The 17371-nt window shown below is 74.9% G+C and carries 16 protein-coding genes; 12 read left to right on the top strand and 4 right to left on the bottom strand.

Translation table 11 applies throughout. The features are described from left to right. Nucleotides 1-958 precede the first annotated feature (958 nt). Nucleotides 959-2047 carry a PP2C family protein-serine/threonine phosphatase gene (locus ACIRO3_RS11875; protein WP_404135156.1) on the top strand — a complete coding sequence of 363 codons (1089 nt, stop codon included), beginning with the start codon at nucleotides 959-961 and terminating at the stop codon, nucleotides 2045-2047. 336 nt (nucleotides 2048-2383) lie between these two features. Here ACIRO3_RS11875 and ACIRO3_RS11870 read toward each other — a convergent pair whose 3' ends face one another. Next, a complete protein-coding gene (locus ACIRO3_RS11870) occupies nucleotides 2384-2638 on the bottom strand; it encodes a hypothetical protein (protein ID WP_404135153.1) in 255 nt (84 codons plus the stop codon). Between the two features lie 118 nt (nucleotides 2639-2756). Between ACIRO3_RS11870 and ACIRO3_RS11865 the strand changes: the two genes are divergently transcribed. Continuing rightward, a complete protein-coding gene (locus ACIRO3_RS11865; RefSeq protein ID WP_404135150.1) occupies nucleotides 2757-3128 on the top strand; it encodes an ArsC/Spx/MgsR family protein in 372 nt (123 codons plus the stop codon). 131 nt (nucleotides 3129-3259) lie between these two features. Here the strand turns inward: ACIRO3_RS11865 and ACIRO3_RS11860 are convergent, their stop codons facing one another. After that, nucleotides 3260-4189: a Gfo/Idh/MocA family protein gene (locus ACIRO3_RS11860; RefSeq protein WP_404135339.1), complete on the bottom strand. Its 930-nt coding sequence runs from the start codon at nucleotides 4187-4189 to the stop codon at nucleotides 3260-3262. Nucleotides 4190-4477: 288 nt separating this feature from the next. On the opposite strand from ACIRO3_RS11860, the gene glnII reads away from it, so the two are divergent. The 3 genes from glnII (at nucleotide 4478) to ACIRO3_RS11845 (ending at nucleotide 7481) form a co-directional block, all read left to right on the top strand. Next, nucleotides 4478-5497 (top strand): glutamine synthetase, encoded by a 1020-nt coding sequence (gene glnII / locus ACIRO3_RS11855; RefSeq protein WP_361785972.1) that lies wholly within the window; start codon nucleotides 4478-4480, stop codon nucleotides 5495-5497. 121 nt (nucleotides 5498-5618) lie between these two features. Next, nucleotides 5619-6542: a DUF6891 domain-containing protein gene (locus ACIRO3_RS11850; RefSeq protein WP_404135147.1), complete on the top strand. Its 924-nt coding sequence runs from the start codon at nucleotides 5619-5621 to the stop codon at nucleotides 6540-6542. Between the two features lie 360 nt (nucleotides 6543-6902). After that, nucleotides 6903-7481, top strand: coding sequence for a winged helix-turn-helix domain-containing protein (locus tag ACIRO3_RS11845; RefSeq protein WP_404135145.1), 579 nt, complete (start codon nucleotides 6903-6905; stop codon nucleotides 7479-7481). 129 nt (nucleotides 7482-7610) lie between these two features. Here the strand turns inward: ACIRO3_RS11845 and ACIRO3_RS11840 are convergent, their stop codons facing one another. After that, nucleotides 7611-9056: a PepSY-associated TM helix domain-containing protein gene (locus ACIRO3_RS11840; protein WP_404135142.1), complete on the bottom strand. Its 1446-nt coding sequence runs from the start codon at nucleotides 9054-9056 to the stop codon at nucleotides 7611-7613. Nucleotides 9057-9130: 74 nt separating this feature from the next. Then, nucleotides 9131-9817 (bottom strand): hypothetical protein, encoded by a 687-nt coding sequence (locus ACIRO3_RS11835; RefSeq protein WP_404135139.1) that lies wholly within the window; start codon nucleotides 9815-9817, stop codon nucleotides 9131-9133. Nucleotides 9818-10020: 203 nt separating this feature from the next. Between ACIRO3_RS11835 and ACIRO3_RS11830 the strand changes: the two genes are divergently transcribed. The 7 genes from ACIRO3_RS11830 to ACIRO3_RS11800 all read left to right on the top strand — a co-directional run bounded on the left by ACIRO3_RS11830 (nucleotide 10021) and on the right by ACIRO3_RS11800 (nucleotide 17344). After that, on the top strand, nucleotides 10021-10650 hold the full coding sequence (locus ACIRO3_RS11830; RefSeq protein WP_404135136.1) for a rhomboid-like protein: 630 nt from the start codon (nucleotides 10021-10023) through the stop codon (nucleotides 10648-10650). A gap of 129 nt (nucleotides 10651-10779) precedes the next feature. After that, on the top strand, nucleotides 10780-11580 hold the full coding sequence (locus ACIRO3_RS11825) for a tyrosine-protein phosphatase (protein WP_361785989.1): 801 nt from the start codon (nucleotides 10780-10782) through the stop codon (nucleotides 11578-11580). A gap of 247 nt (nucleotides 11581-11827) precedes the next feature. Further along, complete coding sequence (locus tag ACIRO3_RS11820; RefSeq protein WP_404135133.1) at nucleotides 11828-13756, top strand: hypothetical protein; 1929 nt, start codon at nucleotides 11828-11830, stop codon at nucleotides 13754-13756. Nucleotides 13757-14026: 270 nt separating this feature from the next. Further along, nucleotides 14027-14923 (top strand): metal-dependent hydrolase, encoded by an 897-nt coding sequence (locus ACIRO3_RS11815; protein ID WP_404135130.1) that lies wholly within the window; start codon nucleotides 14027-14029, stop codon nucleotides 14921-14923. Continuing rightward, on the top strand, nucleotides 14920-15969 hold the full coding sequence (locus ACIRO3_RS11810) for a PDR/VanB family oxidoreductase (protein WP_404135128.1): 1050 nt from the start codon (nucleotides 14920-14922) through the stop codon (nucleotides 15967-15969). Before ACIRO3_RS11815 ends, ACIRO3_RS11810 begins: the two co-directional genes overlap by 4 nt. Before the next feature lie 102 nt (nucleotides 15970-16071). Continuing rightward, complete coding sequence (locus tag ACIRO3_RS11805; protein WP_361786001.1) at nucleotides 16072-16782, top strand: TetR/AcrR family transcriptional regulator; 711 nt, start codon at nucleotides 16072-16074, stop codon at nucleotides 16780-16782. A gap of 37 nt (nucleotides 16783-16819) precedes the next feature. Next, nucleotides 16820-17344 (top strand): GNAT family N-acetyltransferase, encoded by a 525-nt coding sequence (locus tag ACIRO3_RS11800; protein WP_404135124.1) that lies wholly within the window; start codon nucleotides 16820-16822, stop codon nucleotides 17342-17344. Nucleotides 17345-17371: the final 27 nt, after the last annotated feature.

Raw genomic sequence — 17371 nt, 5'->3', positions numbered from 1 at the left:
GAGCCAGGCCCGGGGGCCGGGCCAGGCCGGGCTGGGGCGGGGCCCGGGGCGGGGTCGAGGCGGGCCGGTGCGCCGGGGCCGCGGCCCGAGGCGGGCCGGGGCGGGGCAGCGGCGGGGCCGGGCCAGGCCGGGGCGGAGCCGGGGCCCAAGGCGGGCCGGGCCGGGGCGGGCCCGGGGCCCGGGGCCGGGGCGGGGCAGCGGCGGGGGCGGGGCAGCGGCGGGGCCGGGCCGGGGCGGAGCCGGGGCCCAAGGCGGCCCGGGCCGGGGCGGGCCCGGGGCCCGGGGCCGGGGCAGGACCGGGGCCCGGGGCCGAGGCAGGACCGGGGCCGGCCCGGGGCCGAGGCCGAGGCGGGGCCGGCCCGGGGCCGAGGCCGAGGCGGGGCCGGGGCCCGAGGCGGCCCGGGCCGGGGCTTGCGGCCGGGCCGGCGCGGGGCCGGCCATGCCGGGGCCGAGGCGGGCCGGGGCGGGGCCAGGCCGGGGCGGGGCCGGCGCGGGGCCAGGCCGGGGCCGGAGCCCGAGGCGGGCCGGGGCGGGGCTGGGGCGGGCCGGGGCCGGGCCGGGGCGGGGCCGGGCCGGGCCGGGCCGGGGCGGGGCCGGGCCGGGGCGGGCCGGGGCGGGGCCGGGCCGGGGCGGGGCCGGGGCAGGGGAAGGGCCGGGCCGGCCGGGGCGGGGCAGGGGAAGGGCCGGGGCGGGGCCGGGCCGGCCGGGGCTGGGCAGGGGAAGGGCCGGGGCGGGGCCGGGCCGGCCGGGGCGGAGCCAGGCCGGGGCCCGGGGCGGGCCAGGGCGGGGCAGGACCGGGGCCGGCCCGGGGCCGAGGCCGAGGCGGGGCCGGGGCGGGGCAGGACCGGGGCCCGGGGCAGGGGAAGGGGCGGGGCCGGGTCGGGTCGCAGGGCGGTTCGGGGGCCGCCCTGCGCTCACCCGGGGTGCGCCGCCGGCGGCCCGGGATCAGGGTGGAGGGGTGAGACGCGGACGCGAGGACCCCGGCAGGCTGCACGGGACGCCGCCACCCCGCTGGGCCAGGCTCGCGCCCGCCGCGGCCGTGGTGGTGCTGTGCTGCGCGCAGTGGCTGACCCCTGGCGACGTGGAGCTGGGTTACTTCCTGGCGGCCCTGCCCGCGGTGGCGGCGTTCTCGTACGGCCCCCTGGGAACCTTCGCCTTCGCCGTCCTGGTCCTCGTGCTGCTCGGCGTCCCCCAGATCGGCGTCGCCCACGCCCGCGGCTCGGACCTGGCCACCGTGGCCGTGGTCGGCCTGCTCAGCGTGGTGATCTCGTTGGTACGACGGCGCCGCGACGACCAGCTGGTCAGCGTCCGGACCGTCGCCGAGGCGGCCCAGCTCGCGGTGCTGCCACCGGTACCGGACCAGGTCGGTCCGGTGCGCTGCCGCGGTCTCTACCGGGCGGCGCAGCGCGGCACGCTGGTCGGCGGCGACCTGTTCGACGTACGGACCGGGCCGTACGGCGTACGGGCGGTGGTGGCCGACGTCCAGGGCCACGGTCTGGCGGCGGTCGGTACGGTGGCCGCGCTGCTCGGTGCCTTCCGGGAGGCGGTGCTGGACGATCCCGAGCTGGCGGCGGTCGCGGCCCGGCTGGACCGGCGGCTGGTGGCCGACGCGACGGCCGCCTCGATCCGGCACGCCGAGTTGTTCGCGACGGCGGTGCTGTTGGAGTTCCCGCCCGGGTTGGACCTCGTACGGATCGTGTCGTGCGGGCATCCGCCCGTGCTGTTGCTCCGCGGCTTCACGACCGCGGAACTGGCCGTGGAGCCGGGACCCCCGCTGGGCCTGGGCCTCACGGGGGGCGAGCTTCCGAAGGTGACCGAGGTTCCGCTACTGCCGGGCGACCGGCTGCTCGCGCACACGGACGGGGTGACGGAGGCCCGCGACGCGGGCGGCGAGTTCTACCCGCTGGCCTCCCGGATCCCGGTGCTGGCGAACGACCCCGAGGGCCTCGTGCAGGCGGTGTGGCGCGACCTGGAGGCCTTCACGGCGGGCGGCCCGCGCGACGACGTGGCGGTCCTGCTCCTGTCCCTGCCCGCCATGGAACCGTGATCGCGGCTTCCGGGCGGGCGGGCCGACCGTTGCGGACAGGACAAGATCATCGGACGTGTTCGATCCGCGTGGCGAAGCCGGGGCGCGGCCTTGAGAACGCGCACCTGGTCCTCACCGCCCGGGACGAGTCGGGGGCGCCTCGAGCACGCCGGAACGATCGCGTTCGGCCTGCCCGGGGTTCCGACCGGTCACGGGCGACGCGAGCGCCTGACGGGCTCCCCCGCGCCCCAAGGCCGTCCCCCGGCGGGCCCACCCGGGTGCCCGTGCGGGCCGGTGCCCGTGCGGGCCGGTGGCCGCGGCGTCGCGCCGCCGCGGCCACCAGAGGGCGTCGAGCCGTCAGCCGCCGTCGCGGATGAAGGCGCGCACCATCTTGCAGGTGACGTTGGACGGCCGGTGGATCCCCACCCGCACCGCCATCGTCCGTATCTTGCGGTTGGTGGCGCGTCGAGCGTCGTAGGTCCCGGTGTCGAGCAGCGAGATCGCCAGCCGCATCGCCTTCAGGCGGCGGTTGTGGCTCTCGTACCACTCGCGGGGCAGACCCGCGGGCAGCGGCTTCTTCTTGGGCATCGAAATGATCGCGGCAGCGGCCATCTACAGCCTCCCAAACGGTAGTTGGCTTCCTGTCGTTCTCCTTCGATTTTACCGGGGGGCACTGACAAAAGCGCCTGGCCAGACCGGCTCGGCACGAGCCCTCGTTAGGCTTGCGCGCATGGAGATCTGGATCAATCCCGCCTGTTCCAAGTGCCGCGCCGCGCTGACCCTGCTGGACGCGGAGGGCGCCGAGTACACGGTGCGCCGGTATCTGGAGGACGTGCCGTCCGAGGCCGAGATCCGCGAGGTGCTGGGCCGCCTCGGGCTGGAACCCTGGGACATCACGCGCACCTCCGACCCGCTGGCCCGGGAGAGCGGGGTACGGGACCTGCCGCGCGAGGAGACGGACGCGGCGCGGGCCCGCTGGATCGCCCACCTGGCCGCGCACCCGAAGCTGATCCAGCGCCCGATCATCACCGCGCAGGACGGCACGGCCGTGGTCGCCCGCACCGACGAGGCCGTGCGTGAGGCCCTGTCCCGCAGGGCCTGAGCGGGGGTCGGGCGCGGGCCGGAGCGGGAGCGGCGGGGGGCGGGACCGGTCGGGCGCGGGGCGAAGGACGAGCGGCGGGGCCGGGCCGGGACCGGTCGGGCGCGCCCGGCGCCCGGCCGTCCCTCAGCGACTCACGCGTCCAGCCGGCGCTCCGCCTCGGCCAGGATCTCCGTCAGCCGGAGCCCGAACCCCGCGTCCCGCGCGTCCGGCACGCCCGACCGGGCCGCGGCGAGCAGCGCGTCCAGGGCGCGGCCGTAGGCGCCGGGCACGTCGCTCCACTCGGGCAGGTCGAAGACCCCCTCGGTTCCGCGCAGTTGCAGCCCGACCCCGGCGGCCGCGTGCGGTGCGCCCAGGCTGAGCACCGCGGTGCTGGCGGCGCCCGAGGCGTGGAGCAGGGCCAGTTGCACCACGTCGGAGGGGCCCCGGGTGGCGGAGACGGCGGTGACGTCGCCCAGCACCGGGATCAGGACGGACAGCGCGTGCGGGCCGACGTCCCACAGTCCGCCCTTGGTCTTGCGCCAAGGCGAGTCGGGGTAGGCGCCGGGGGTCCCGTCGGGCGGGTAGAGGGCGCCGAGCCAGTGGGCGGAGGCGGTGAACCAGCCGGACCGCCCGGTCTGCTCCTCGACCCATCCGGCGGTCGGTTGGGCGAACCGCAGGGTCAGGAAGACGACCGAGGCGACCCCGTGCCCGGTCGCGGCGGCGGCCACGGCCGAGGCGTCCTCGACCGTCGTCGCGACGGGCTTGTCGAGCAGCAGATGGCATCCCGCGGCGGCCGCGCGGACCGCGAGCGGAGCCTGTACGTCCGGTGGCAGGGCGAACGCCACGACGTCACAGTCGGCGAACAGTTCGTCGGGGTCTTCGTACACCTTCACGCCGTGGGCGCGGGCGAGTTCGGCCGCCGCCTCGGGGCGCCTGCCCCACACCCCGACGAAGTCGGAGCCGGCGTGCGCGGCGAGGGCGGGCGCGTGGGTGCGTTGGGCCCAGGGGCCGGTGCCCAGCAGGCCGACCCGGGGTCGGGGGCTCTCGGCGGCGTCCACGGAGGAATCACCGGCGGAGTTCAAATCGTACGAAATGCTCACCCGCTCAGTCTGCCGCACTCGGACGGGTGTGCCCCCGCCGACCCGCACGACCGTTCCCACCTGCGGCGGACATCTCGGTAACACGGGGTTCACACACGGGCAACGGAAGGGAAATCGCGTACGGGCACGCTGCGGTCACCACCGCAGCACGCGATCGCAGCGCCGCGACCGGCGAGCCGACGGCAGGCAACCGCAGCACCGCACACGCAGCACCGCGAACGCGACACCCGCGAAGTCTGCGCCGGAGCGACGCACCGAAGGATGGGGCCCGTGAGTTACAAGGCTGAGTACATCTGGATCGACGGCACGGAGCCGACGGCCAAGCTTCGCTCCAAGACGCGGATCCTCGCGGACGGCGACGCGCTGCCGATCTGGGGCTTCGACGGATCGAGCACCAACCAGGCCGAGGGTCACGCCTCCGACCGTGTGTTGCAGCCGGTGTTCTCCTGCCCCGACCCGATCCGCGGCGGCGACCACGTCCTCGTCCTGTGCGAGGTCATGAACATCGACATGACCCCCCATGAGTCGAACACGCGCGCGCTGCTCCGTCCGATCGCCGAGAAGTACGCCGGCCAGGAGCCGATCTTCGGCATCGAGCAGGAGTACACCTTCTTCGACGGTGCCCGCCCGCTCGGCTTCCCGGTCAACGGCTTCCCGGCCGCCCAGGGCGGCTACTACTGCGGCGTCGGCTCGGACGAGATCTTCGGCCGCGACATCGTCGAGAAGCACCTCGACCACTGTCTCGCGGCGGGCCTGAGCATCTCCGGCATTAACGCCGAGGTCATGCCCGGCCAGTGGGAGTTCCAGGTCGGCCCCGTCGGCCCGCTGGAGGTGTCCGACCAGCTGTGGATCGCGCGCTGGCTGCTCTACCGCACGGCCGAGGACTTCGACGTCTCCGCGACCCTGGACCCGAAGCCGGTCAAGGGCGACTGGAACGGCGCGGGCGCGCACACCAACTTCTCCACGAAGGCGATGCGCGAGGACTACCGCGCGATCATCTCCGCCTGCGAGTCCCTGGGCGAGGGCAGCAAGCCGCTGGACCACGTCAAGAACTACGGCGCGGGCATCGACGAGCGCCTGACGGGACTGCACGAGACCGCCCCCTGGAACGAGTACAGCTACGGGGTCTCCGACCGCGGCGCCTCGGTGCGCATCCCGTGGCAGGTGGAGAAGGACGGCAAGGGCTACATCGAGGACCGCCGTCCCAACGCCAACGTGGACCCGTACGTGGTGACCCGCCTCATCACGGACACCTGCTGCACCGCCCTGGAGAAGGACGGCCTGCTGTAACACCCCGGCACGGATCCCGGGCCGGAACCGGGTCGGGACCCCACCGCACGCGCGACGGCGCCCGCCGAGCCGACAGGCACGGCGGGCGCCGTCGTCGGTGCCCTCTGGCACGGTGTCCCCCATGCTGCCGATCAGAATCAGGACCGAGCGCGGCGACGCCCACGACCGCCCCTCCACGCGCACCCTGGCCGAACTGCTGGAACGCATCGGCGCTCCGGGGGACCGTTTCCTCACCGTCGAACGGCGCCCCGCCGACCCGGAGGTGTTCATCCAGGTCTGGCACGAGGCGGACGACACCGGCCTCCGCGCGTACCAGCTGGAGCACCGCGAGGGCTCCGCCGACCGGCACTTCCAGGCGTACCTGTCCACGCCGGGCGAGGTCGGGCGGGTCATGGCCGGCTGGGCGCGGCAGGAGGAGGGCTGGGAACTCGGCCCGGCCTGGGAGGCGCTGGACCTCCCCGTCGAACCGGAGCCGCCGGCGTTGGAGGACTCCGTGCGCGAGCGGTTGGAGGAGCGGGTCCGGCTCGTCCTGCGGTGCGGCTACGACGGGGTGCCGGAGCTGATCGAGCACGCCGAGGAGTACCTGGTGAAGGACGGCGTCCGGCCGGTGTCCCGGCCACAGGCACGTGTGTTGGTGCACCGGCTCTGGCGGGAGCGGGTCGCGGAGCAGGCCGCCTGGGCGGGCGAGACGGATCCGGAGCGGCTGACCCGCGCCTTCGAGGCCCTGGACCGCGCCGGAGTCACCGCCCGGGAGAACTTCACCTGTTGCCGCAACTGTGGCCAGGGGGAGATCTGGGAGGAGCGCGAGCGGGACGCGCGCGGGTTCGTCTTCTTCCACACCCAGTGCACGGAGAGCGTCGCGGCCGGCCACGATCTGCACCTGTACTACGGGGCCTTCGACGCGGGCGACGAGGAGACGGTCTCGGTGGGACGGGAGGTGTTGGCCGCGTTGGACGCGGCGGGGCTCCGGTGGGCCTGGGACGGGTCGGCCGGGGAGGCGATCCGCGTGACCGGCACGGACTGGCGCAAACGCCTGACGGGCTGACGATTTGTCGCGATGGTGACACCTCGTTCACGCCGAGGTCGCGGAATATGAGATTCCGATCCATGGAGTGAGACGGGGTCTGCCCGGGGCCCCGTACATCTGCTTGAATGAGGCCATGGCCAGCCACTCGTACGTCTCGTACACCTCGTCAGGTCGCAGCGACCTCGAGCCGTTCTGGCCTTCCCGTCAGGATCATGATTTCGACCGGGTGTGTTGCCGCGCGAAGAACGCGCCGGCCCTCTAAAGCCTCCCGGGACCTCTCACAGACGACCTCTCCCGAGGCCTTCGGTCTGCGCGGTACGACATCGACGACGTACGCACGTCTCCTGCCGACACTCCGCGTGAAAGAGCTGACCACTCATGACGAACCCCCGCACCCTCACGTCCGCCGGTTCCGCCGCCCCCCTGACCTTCCCGCCCAGTCCGCGCCACCGACTGCGGGCCGTGGACCGGGACGAGGTGGCCCGCGTGGTGGACCTGCTGCCGCCGGGCGCCACCTGGCTGCCCGCGCCCCAGCACACGCTGCCGACCCTGCCGGGGCAGCCGCCGATGGTCGGCTACCTGGTCCTCGTGCCGGCCGACCAGCAGCCGATCGCCTTCGCCCCGCACTCCGTTCCCGCCGCGACCCGCGCCGCGGCGCCGGCCGCCCCCACGGGTGACGCGCTGGTCCGCATCGACGCGGCGCAGCGCACCGCCGAGGTCGACGGCCAGGTGCTGGACCTCACCTACCTGGAGTTCGAGCTGCTGGCCCACCTGGTGGCACACCCGCACCGGGTGCACAGCCGGGACCAGTTGGTCACCACCGTCTGGGGTTACGGACACGTGGGCGACGGCCGCACCGTGGACGTCCACATCGCCCGTCTGCGCCGCAAGCTGGGCACGGCCCACCGGGGCGCGATCCAGACCGTGCGCCGCGTGGGTTACAAGTACGCCCCCTGAGCCGTACGCCGGACGCACTCCGGCCGACCGCGGGCCCGTACGCGCGAGGGGGAGTACGGGCCCGCGGTCGTCGCACGTCCCGGTCCGGGCCCCGACCCGTCGCGGCGTCGGGACCCGGACCGGCCGGGGCTACGCCTCCGTCACCGCTCCCGCCCGGCGGCGCTTCACGAACCCCAGCACGCCGTCGAGCAGCAGGAACGCCACCAGGCTGAGCCCGAGCATCGGCACGAACCAACCCACCACCGCCGTCACCGCGGCGAGCGGCAGCAGCGTGGTCGCGGGCAACCGTCGCCAGGCCCCGCGCGGCTGCGCGCGGCCGACCGACAGCCCGCGGTCCTTCGTGGGCCTGCGCATCCACCACATGCGGTAGCCCCAGAACACCAGGAACATCACCGCGACGGCGAGCGCGGCCAGCGCGATCTGGTTGGCGAGACCGAAGGTCAGACCCATGTGCAGGTCGATCCCGAAGCGGGTCGCCTGCGCGAGCAGGGGGTGGTCGGCGAAGCGCAGTTCGTCCATGACCGTGCCGTCGGCCGGGTCCACGGCGACGGCGTCCAGGTGCACCGGCACCTGCTTGTCCGTCTCCTTCACGACGTAGCCCTTGCCCCGGGCGGGCAGGGTCACGCGCAGGTCCTCGCTCACGCCGGCGGCCCGGGCCGCGGCGACGGCCTCGTCGATGCCCACGTCCGCGGTCGGCGCGGGCGGGGGCATCTCCATGCCGTCGGTCATGACGTGCCCGGCGTGTTCGTCCGCCCCGCCGGCGGCCCCGGCGGCGTTCAGCGTCGCGGTGACGGACGGGGTGGCCCCGCCCAGGCGGTCCTGGAGCTGCCCGATGTTCTCACCGGCGTACTTCGACCAGGTCAGGCCGGTCGCGGAGAGGACGACCAGTCCGGCCACGGCCCACAGGCCCACCGTCCCGTGCCAGGACAGGGTGCGGCGACGGCCGGTGGCGGACCGGTCCGGGAGGACGAGCCGTGCCGCGCGGGTGCGCCGGCGGCCGACCCACAGGGCGAGTCCGCCCAGGGCGACCACCCAGAGCCAACTGGCGGCGAGTTCGCTGTAGTTGCGGCCGAACTCCCCCAGCTGGAGGCTGGAGTGGAACTCGCTCAGCCAGGCCCGCAGCGGCAGCGCGTCGCCGGCGGTGGTGAGCTGCCCGCGCACGTCGGCGGTGTACGGATCGACGAACACGGTCAGGGTCTCGCCCTCCGCGAGCCCCTTCTTCTCCATGATCACCCGGGTGGTGTCGTCGGCGTCGGGCGCGGGCCAGACGGCCGTGACCTCGCCCCCGGGCTCCGCGTCCCGGGCGGCCCGGACCTGGTCGCTCAGGGGCAGGGCCCTCTCGCCGACGCGGGGGACGGTCAGTTCGTCGGCGTAGACGATCTTCTCGGCCTGCCAGGAGGCGGCGTAGAGCAGCCCGGTGGTGGCGGCGATGAACAGCAGCGGGGCTATCAGCAGCCCGGCGTAGAAATGCATCCGCAGGAGCAACGGCCGCAGCGCGGCCCAGCCTCCGGCGGTGCGTCGGGGTGGTTCCTCGGCGCCCCGGGCGGGGGCGTCCTGAATCTCGTCAAGGGACATGTCGGTCCTAGGTGTTGGCGAAGACAGGGGTGAGGACCCCCGGGTCTCGCCCCTCGCCGAGGAGGGTGCGCCGGTCAGGCGCGGGCAGGACGGCCGGGGGCCGTGGCTCGGGTGTCGCGCCGCTCCGGCGGGCCGCGGCGCACCACGGCGTGGGCGTGCACGGCCCCGCGCAGGGAGCGCGGCCGCTCGTACGCAGGGCAGTGCGCGGGCGGCGCCGGTACGAGGGCCACGCGCGTACGGACGAGCGCGAGCGCACGGGACAGCGGCCGGGCCGCGAGGAGCGCGGCGGCCCCGAGGGCGCCGGCGAGCCGGAAGACGGCGGCCTCGCCCCACGCGAGCCACCCGGCGCAGAAGAGCCCGGCCAGCACGTGTGCGGCGATCATCCCGAGGCCGCCGTGCCCGTGCCCGGCCGTCCCCGCCAGGTCGGCGAGATCGGCCAGGCCCGCCATGTCGGCGATCCCGGTCATGTCGGTCATGTCGGCTGTGTCGCCCATGGGGGTCATGCCGTGGGGGCCGGTGGCGGCGCCTCCCGCGCCCGTCGCGCCCATGTCCGTGCCGGCGGCGTGGTGGTGGGCGGGGGGCGTTCCGGTCGGGCCGGTAGCCCCCGTCGCGGGCATCGACATCGGCATCGACGCGGCGTGGGCGCCCTGGCTCCCGGAGAACGCGAGGTGCAGCATGCCCTGCGCGGCGAGCAGCCCGGCCGTGATGCCCACCGGCCCCCGCCGTCGCCCGGCGGCGAGCCACGCGAGTGAGCCGATCACCCCGAAAGCACCGAGAAGGCCATGAAGGGGAATGTTCATTCCCGACATGTACGAATGCCCCACCGCAGCCAAGGCGACGCACACCGCCGCGAACATCGCGGCCCGTGTGGCGCGGAGCGGCGCGCGAGTTTCGGACATGTCCGGGTCATGCTCCCACGAGGGCCGGTGCCGCCCGCGACGGGGCCGTGTCCGATCATGTTCGAGTGAATCCACTGTCCTGGTCCCGGCCCCTTCCCCCCGGCTCCGTCGCCGTCGCCTACACCGGCGGGGTCCAGCTCGGGGCCCATGCCATGGAACGCCTGGCCCCGTACGAGCGGGAACGGGTGCTGCGCGGCTGCTCGACGAACGTCGACAACCTCGACGCCGGCCACTGGGGGACGCTGCTCAGCAGCGCCCTCGTCGTCGAGGAGCCGATGCCGCTGCCCTACGCGCTCCTGCTGGTGGCGGTGCTCGGGTACGCGGAGTACGCGTACGGGGCCTGGTGGACGGCCGCGGCCTTCCTCTTCGGGCACGCCTGCGCCACCCTGCTCGTCCACTCCGTGCTGCGGCGCACCGCGGACACCGAGACCCGGCGGGCGCTGGACGTGGGCACGAGCTACGGACTGAACACGGTGCTGGGCGTCCTGACCTCCGCGCTGCCGCGCGGGGCGGTGCGGGGCGTCGCCCGGGTGGGCCTGTTGGCACTCGCCGCGCAGCCGGTGTGGAAGCGCGGTCGCACGTTCACCGACGTCGGTCACCTGGTGGCCCTGGGGGTGGGGATCGGCCTCTCGCTGGCGGTCGACCGCCTCTCCGGGGCGGGGCCGCGGGGCAGCACCCTCACGCGCGCCGTGTGACCCGACCCGCCCCCTCTTACCCCTCCTGCCTCCCCTCTCGTCCCCACTCGACCACGCGACCCACTCGACCCGCCCGACCCGCCCGACCCGCCCGATCCGCCCGATCCGCCCAGCGCTGGAGCCGCCACGATGACCGCCACCCCGTCCACCACCGTCGCCAACCTGCGCGACCTCGGCGGCACCCCGCTCTCCGGCGGCCGCACCGTGCGCCCCGGGCTCGTCCTGCGCTCGGGCCAGCTCGACCGGCTCGACCTCGACGCCGACCCGACGGTGGCCGCGCTGGGGATCCGTACGGTCATCGACTTCCGCAGCGACGCCGAGCGGGCCGACCATCCCGACCGACTGCCGGCCGGGGCACGCCTGCTGGTCAGCGACGTGCTGGCGGACAAGATGCGGGCCGGGGTGGGCGGCGTGCCCGCCGCCGCGCAGCTCAAGGACCTGCTGTCCGATCCGGTCGTGGCCGAGGAGCACCTCGGCGGGGGCAAGGCCCAGGCCATCTTCGGCGAGGTGTACCGGTCGTTCGTGGGGTCCGCCTCCGCGCAGGCGGCGTACCGGCTGCTGCTCACCGAGGCGGCCGACCCGCAGGCGGGCCCGCTGCTGTTCCACTGCACGGCGGGCAAGGACCGTACGGGCTGGGGCGCGACCGTCATCCTGTCGCTGCTCGGCGCCGACGAGGAGACCCTGATGGAGGAGTACCTCTCGGTCAATCCCGCGGTGAAGCGGGCCTTCGCGCGGATGATCGAGGGCTTCACGGCGGCCGGCGGGGACCCGGACATCGCGCTGGCCCTGATCGGGGTCTTCCCCTCCTACTTGGAGACAGCCCTCAGGGAGGTCGAGACGCGGTACGGCTCGATGGAGAAGTACGTGCGCGAGGGCCTCGGCGTCGCCGACGAGACCGTCGAGGCGTTGCGGGCCCGTCTCATCGCCTGAGCCCGTCGCCGGCGCCCCGTCGCCTGAGCCCGTCGCCTGCGCTCGACGTCCGGGGCCATGTCCGGGCCGCGTCCGGGGCCGCCGGGGCGGCCGCCCGGGGCCGCCCCGAGCCGCCGGAAGCTCGCCGGGAGCTCGTCGGGAGCCGTCCGTGAACGGCACTGACACCCCCCGGCGGCGCCGGCGCACGGGCCCGAACGCGTGCGCTGGGGACGGGTGACCATCGGACGATTCGCTCGTTCTGCTGAACGTGACTGCGCCGGATACCGCCACCCGCCCCCTTCCTCCCGTGACCCCCGACGTCGAACTGGCCGAGGCCGCCATCGTCGAGCACTACCCGCGGCTGGTGCGGCTCGCCTACCTGGTGCTGCCGCCCGCCCTCGGCCGCAACCGGCGGGTGCTCACCGCCCACTCCCTGACCCAACGGGCGCTCCCGCGCGGACGCCGGGGCTCGGACCCCGGCACGGTGCGCGGCGGGGTGCCGGCTCAGCGGGGGGAGGGCGGCCCGGAGTCCGGGTACGCGTACGTCCGGCTGCGCGTGCTGCGTTCCGCGCTGGAGGCGGGGATCCCGCTGACGTTCCGGGCGCTCCCACTGCGCGGGCAACTGCCGCCGGTGCTGCCCCAGGTGTGGGGGCTGCGGCTGTTCCCCCGCTCGGGCGGGGCCGAGGAACTGGCGCTGGACCAGTGGCTGGCGACCCTGAACGGCCCCGGCCGCGCGGCCTGCGTCCTGCGGGCGCTGGAGGGGCTGCCCGAGCCGGAGGTGCTGCGGGTGTTGACCGAGGCCGGGGTCGCGAACCCGGCGGCGGCGATCGCGGAGTCCGGGGATCCGGTGCACGACGGGCTGTTCGCCTCCCCCGAGTTCGACCCGTGCGTGCTCCAGGCGCGCCCCACCGACCTGCTGCGTCGGCGGCGCTTCGTCCGGGCCGCCCTGGCCGGCGCGGCCGCCCTCGCGGTGTGTGGGGCGCTCCTCGCGCTGCCGGGCGGCGGCTGGGGGTCGGACGGGCCCGCCGCGCCCTCGTACGCGCGCAACGCCGCCGCCGAACAGGCGCTGGATCCAGAGCAGTTGGTGCGGACCGCGGCCACGGTCTGGCGTACGTCCTCACGTACGGACTACTCGGGCTGGCCCGCCCGCGGCGACCGCGTCGACGACACGGAACTGCTGCGCCGGGCGCTCGCCGTCTGGGCCAGGCCCGGCTCCTCGGTCGTGGTCTCGGCCACCCCCGGGAGCCCGACCGGCCCGCCGATGGGCCCGCCGCAGCTGCTGTACGCGGGCGCCGTCGACCAGGCGGTCGTGGTCCTGTTGTACGACGGGCTGCGCGTGATCCGGTACGCGGAGCCCCGCTCCGGGACCACCGGAGCCGCGCTGGACTTCGCCCGGACCGACGGCGCCTCGGCCGACACCGCGACCGGGCTGGTGCTCAGCCGGGTCGACGGCAACGTCCGCTATCTGACGGCGCCCTGGGTGCGCGGCGCGGCACTGCGGGACCTGCTCAAGCCCGGTGAGGCCCCGACGGCACTCGAGCTCACCCCGGACGGGGTCACCCCGCCCGTCGTGGGCCCCGCGCCCGGGGGCAAGTGCACGAGCTGGAACGCGCTGGCGCTGACCGGTGACGGTGCCACGAGGCTGGTCACGGACCTCGGCGAGCTGACCCCGGCCCGCCTCACCTCGGGCGCCCCGGGCGCCGAGCGGAACGTGACGGAGGCGGCGGAACTCGGCGAATGGGCGCGGACCGCCTGCCTGTTGCCCTCGGTCCGCTCGCACGGGGTGCGCAGCGTCAACGCGTGGACGTACGCGAAGCAGCCGCTGCCGGAGCGCGAGGGCACGGCGACCTGGCTGTGCACCCGGGCGGAGACCTGGCAGGGCACGGCGGACCGGGTGCAGGCCCAGTTCCTGGCGCCGGGCGGGCCGCCGGCGGCCCAGGCCGCCAAGGCCGAGGGCTCGCCGGCGTGCGGGCCCCGGGAGCCGAGGGTGCTGGCGGGCGTCCTGTGGAAGTCCCGCGCGGGCCAGTGGTACGTGGTGGCGGCGGGCAGTGCCCAGTTCGCCTCGCTGTCGGTCAAGGGCGCCGGGGTCAACGGGGCCGCGACCGGGAATCGACTGGCGGTCAAGGCGCCGGCGGGCGCCCAGGTGGACCTGTCGGGCAAGCTGACCGACGGCACGAAGGCGGGGGTGTTGCGCTAGGTCGTCTCTTTCGGATCTTGTCGGTCGAGGTCGCGGTGTCCGGTGCCGTGCCTGGCAAGGCGGAGGGGCACCCGTGTACTGGACGTACTCGGGTGCCCCGACAACGCCGCCAGGGGCGGTACCGGGCGCCGCGGCCCCGGCAAGATCCGAAAGAGACGGCCTAGGGGTGGCGCGTCGGGGTTGGCGCGTCGGGGGCGGTGTCGTCGTACGTCGGCAGGAAGTCGGCGCAGAGGGGTTTTCCATCTCGCTACCCCTCAGTACATTGACGCCATGTCTAATACGCCGCTCGCGCCCGCCCCCGTGGCGTCGGAACACATGGACCTCCAGGCGCGGAACGTCTCCTTCTCCTGGGACGCGACCCCGCTCCACTGGCTGCCCGGCGATCCCTTCGCCGGGCACACCATCAACGTGCTGCACCTGCTGCTCCCCGCCGGCGAACGCTGGTTCGTCCACGTCTACAAGCAGGTGCTCCCCCTCATCACGGACGAGCGGCTGCGCGCGGACGTCGTCGGCTTCATCGGCCAGGAGGCCATGCACGCCGCCGCGCACGACGACGTGCTCCCCCACCTCAAGCGGTTGGGCCTGGACCCGACGCCGTACACGGCCCAGGTCGACTGGCTCTTCGAGAAGCTGCTGGGAGACCGCACGCTCCCGCCGGGCAAGGCCCGCGCCTGGTGGCTCATGGAACGGGTCGCGATGATCGCGGCCATCGAGCACTACACGGCGTTCCTGGGCGACTGGGTGCTCAACGCGGCCGAGTTGGACCGGCGGGGCGCCGACCCGATGATGCTGGACCTGCTGCGCTGGCACGGCGCGGAGGAGGTGGAACACCGCTCGGTGGCCTTCGACCTGTTCATGCACGTCGACGGCGGCTACCGGCGTCGGGCCCGGACCTGGGCCACCGCCTTCGCGGCGCTCGCCTTCCTGTGGCAGCGCGGGGCGCGCTTCTTCATGGAGAACGATCCCGAACTACCGGCGGCCAAAGCCTCGTTGGGTCAGTTCTTCCGGGCCGGACAGCAGGGTGTGCTGCCCTCGACGGGGGCCATGCTGAAATCGATCCCGACGTACCTCTCCCGTACGTACCATCCCTCGCAGGAGGGGTCCACCGCGCAGGCCGAGGCCTATCTGGCGTCCTCTCCGGGCGCCAACGGCGGGGTGCGGCCGTGAGGCGCGCCCTGACCGTCACCGCCGTCGCGGGCGCCGCCCTGCTGACCCGGCGCGCCCTGCGGGGGCGCATAGGCCGCTCACCGCTGTGGCCGCTGCCGGCCCTGGAGACCCCGATATCGGGATATTCCCCGCGTCGCGCGCTGCGCGCTCTGATCGTCGCCCGCACCGAACCGGCGGACGGCGTGCTGCGGTTGACCCTGGAATCGCCGGAGCTGCCCGCCTGGACCCCGGGGGCGCACGTGGACGTGACGCTGCCCTCGGGCCTGGTGCGGCAGTACTCCCTGTGCGGGGATCCCGCCGACCGGGGCCGCTACACGATCGCGATCCGGCTCGTCGAGGACGGCCGGGGCGGCTCCCGCGAGGCGCACGCGCAGCTCGTGGAGGGCGCGGAGCTGGAACTGCGCCCGCCCCGCAACCGTTTCCCGCTCGCGCCGGCGTCCTCGTACGTCTTCGTGGCGGGCGGGATCGGCGTCACCCCGATCCTGCCGATGCTGCGGGCGGCCGACGCGGCGGGCGCCGACTGGACCCTGTTGTACGGGGGCCGCAGCCGCGCCACGATGCCGTTCCTCGCGGAACTCGCCGCGTACGGGGACCGGGTCACCGTCCTCGCGCAGGACGAGAGCGGCCTGCCCGACCTGGGCCCGGTCACCTCGGCCGCCCCGGGCACGCTGGTCTACTGCTGCGGGCCGGAACCGCTGATGGCGGCGGTACGGGCCGCGGCCCCGGCCTCCGTACCGGTCCACCTGGAGCGCTTCGCCCCCACCGCGACCACGGGCGGCCCGACCCGCCCGTTCACGGTGGAGTTGAGCCGCTCGGGCCGCACGGTGGAGGTCGCCGCGGACGAGAGCACCCTGGCGGCGGTCCGTCGGGAGCTGCCGAACACCCCGTACTCCTGCGAGCAGGGCTTCTGCGGCACCTGCCAACACCGGGTGCTGGCGGGCGGGATCGACCACCGCGACGAACTCCTCACGGACGGGGAACGGGAGGACTCGATGCTCCTGTGCGTCTCCCGCGCGACCTCGGACCGCCTGGTCCTGGACCTGTAGCGGCCGCCGCGACCCGTCGCATTCCCCTCCGCCGCCGTCGCCGGCGGTCGTGGGGGAAGGCGCTCTGGTCAGGGGGTGTGGCGGGCGAAGTATGGTGTCCGCATGACAACCGGGGTGCGGCGCAGGATGGGTGTCGAGGAGCGGCGGCAGCAGCTGATCGGGGTGGCCCTGGAGCTGTTCAGCCACCGGTCGCCCGACGATGTGTCGATCGACGAGATCGCGGCGGCGGCCGGGATATCGAGGCCGCTCGTCTACCACTACTTTCCGGGCAAGCTCAGCCTGTACGAGGCCGCGTTGCGGCGGGCCGCCGACGAGCTCGCGCAGCGGTTCGTCGAGCCGCAGGACGGGCCGCTCGGGGCGCGGTTGTTGCGGGTCATGGGCCGGTTCTTCGCGTTCGTCGACGATCACGGGCCCGGGTTCTCGGCGCTGATGCGGGGCGGGCCGGCGGCCGGGAGCAGCCGGGCCAACGCGATGATCGACGAGGTGCGGCAGGCCGCGTACGAGCAGATCATCACGCACCTGCGGATCGAGAAGCCGCCCGCGCGGATGGAACTCGTCGTCCGCACCTGGGTCTCGCTCGCCGAGTCCACGGCGTTGATCTGGCTCGACGGTCGGAAGATCCCCCGCAACGAGTTGGAGCTCCAGTTGGTGCACGACTTCGCCGCGCTGGCCGCCGTGAGCGCCGCGTACGACGAGGAGATGGCGGGGATCCTGGTCCGGATCCTGGCCGACGAACCGGCCGACGGGCCGTTCGGGGTGTTGGTCGGACGGCTGGCGGCGATCGTGCCGACCACGGTCCCGCGTTCACGCTGATCATGACGTGGCGGCCGGGTGGCGGAATAATGCCCGAGTGATCATTGACGACGGGATGTTGTTCCGGCAGGCCGTGGAGAAGGACGCCGGCACGCTGGTGAAGCTGTACGACCAGGCCGCCCGGTGGATGCGGGCCAACGGGATCGACCAGTGGAAGCCGGGTGACAAGGACGCCGAGCACTTCCGGGCGAAGGTCCGCGAGGGCGAGGTGTGGATCGCCGAGGACGCCGACGGACGGGTCGTGGGAGCCTACGAGTTGTGGTGGTCCGACGAGGAGGCGTGGGGCGTCCAGCCTCCGGTCGCCGGCTACGTCCACCGGCTGATGATCGAGCGGGGCGCCGCGCCCGCCGGCGCGGGCATGCGGATCCTCGAACACGCCGAGCACCGGATCGCCCGCACCGGCCGTGAGCGGGCCCGGCTGGACTGCGTGTCCACCAACCCGCGGCTGCTCGCGTACTACCAGGGCGCGGGTTACCGGGTGGTCGGCGAATACCCCTCGAAGCAGGGCAAGGACGGCCGGGTGTACGGGGTGATCCTGCTGGAGCGGCGCCTCGACGTCTGACGCCCCCGCGCACGGCGTCCGGCCCCC

This window comes from Streptomyces sp. NPDC102278 (genome assembly GCF_044766345.1).
Taxonomy (GTDB): domain Bacteria; phylum Actinomycetota; class Actinomycetes; order Streptomycetales; family Streptomycetaceae; genus Streptomyces.
Note: the sequence above shows the minus strand (reverse complement) of the source record. Positions and strands in the feature narration are given on the sequence as shown.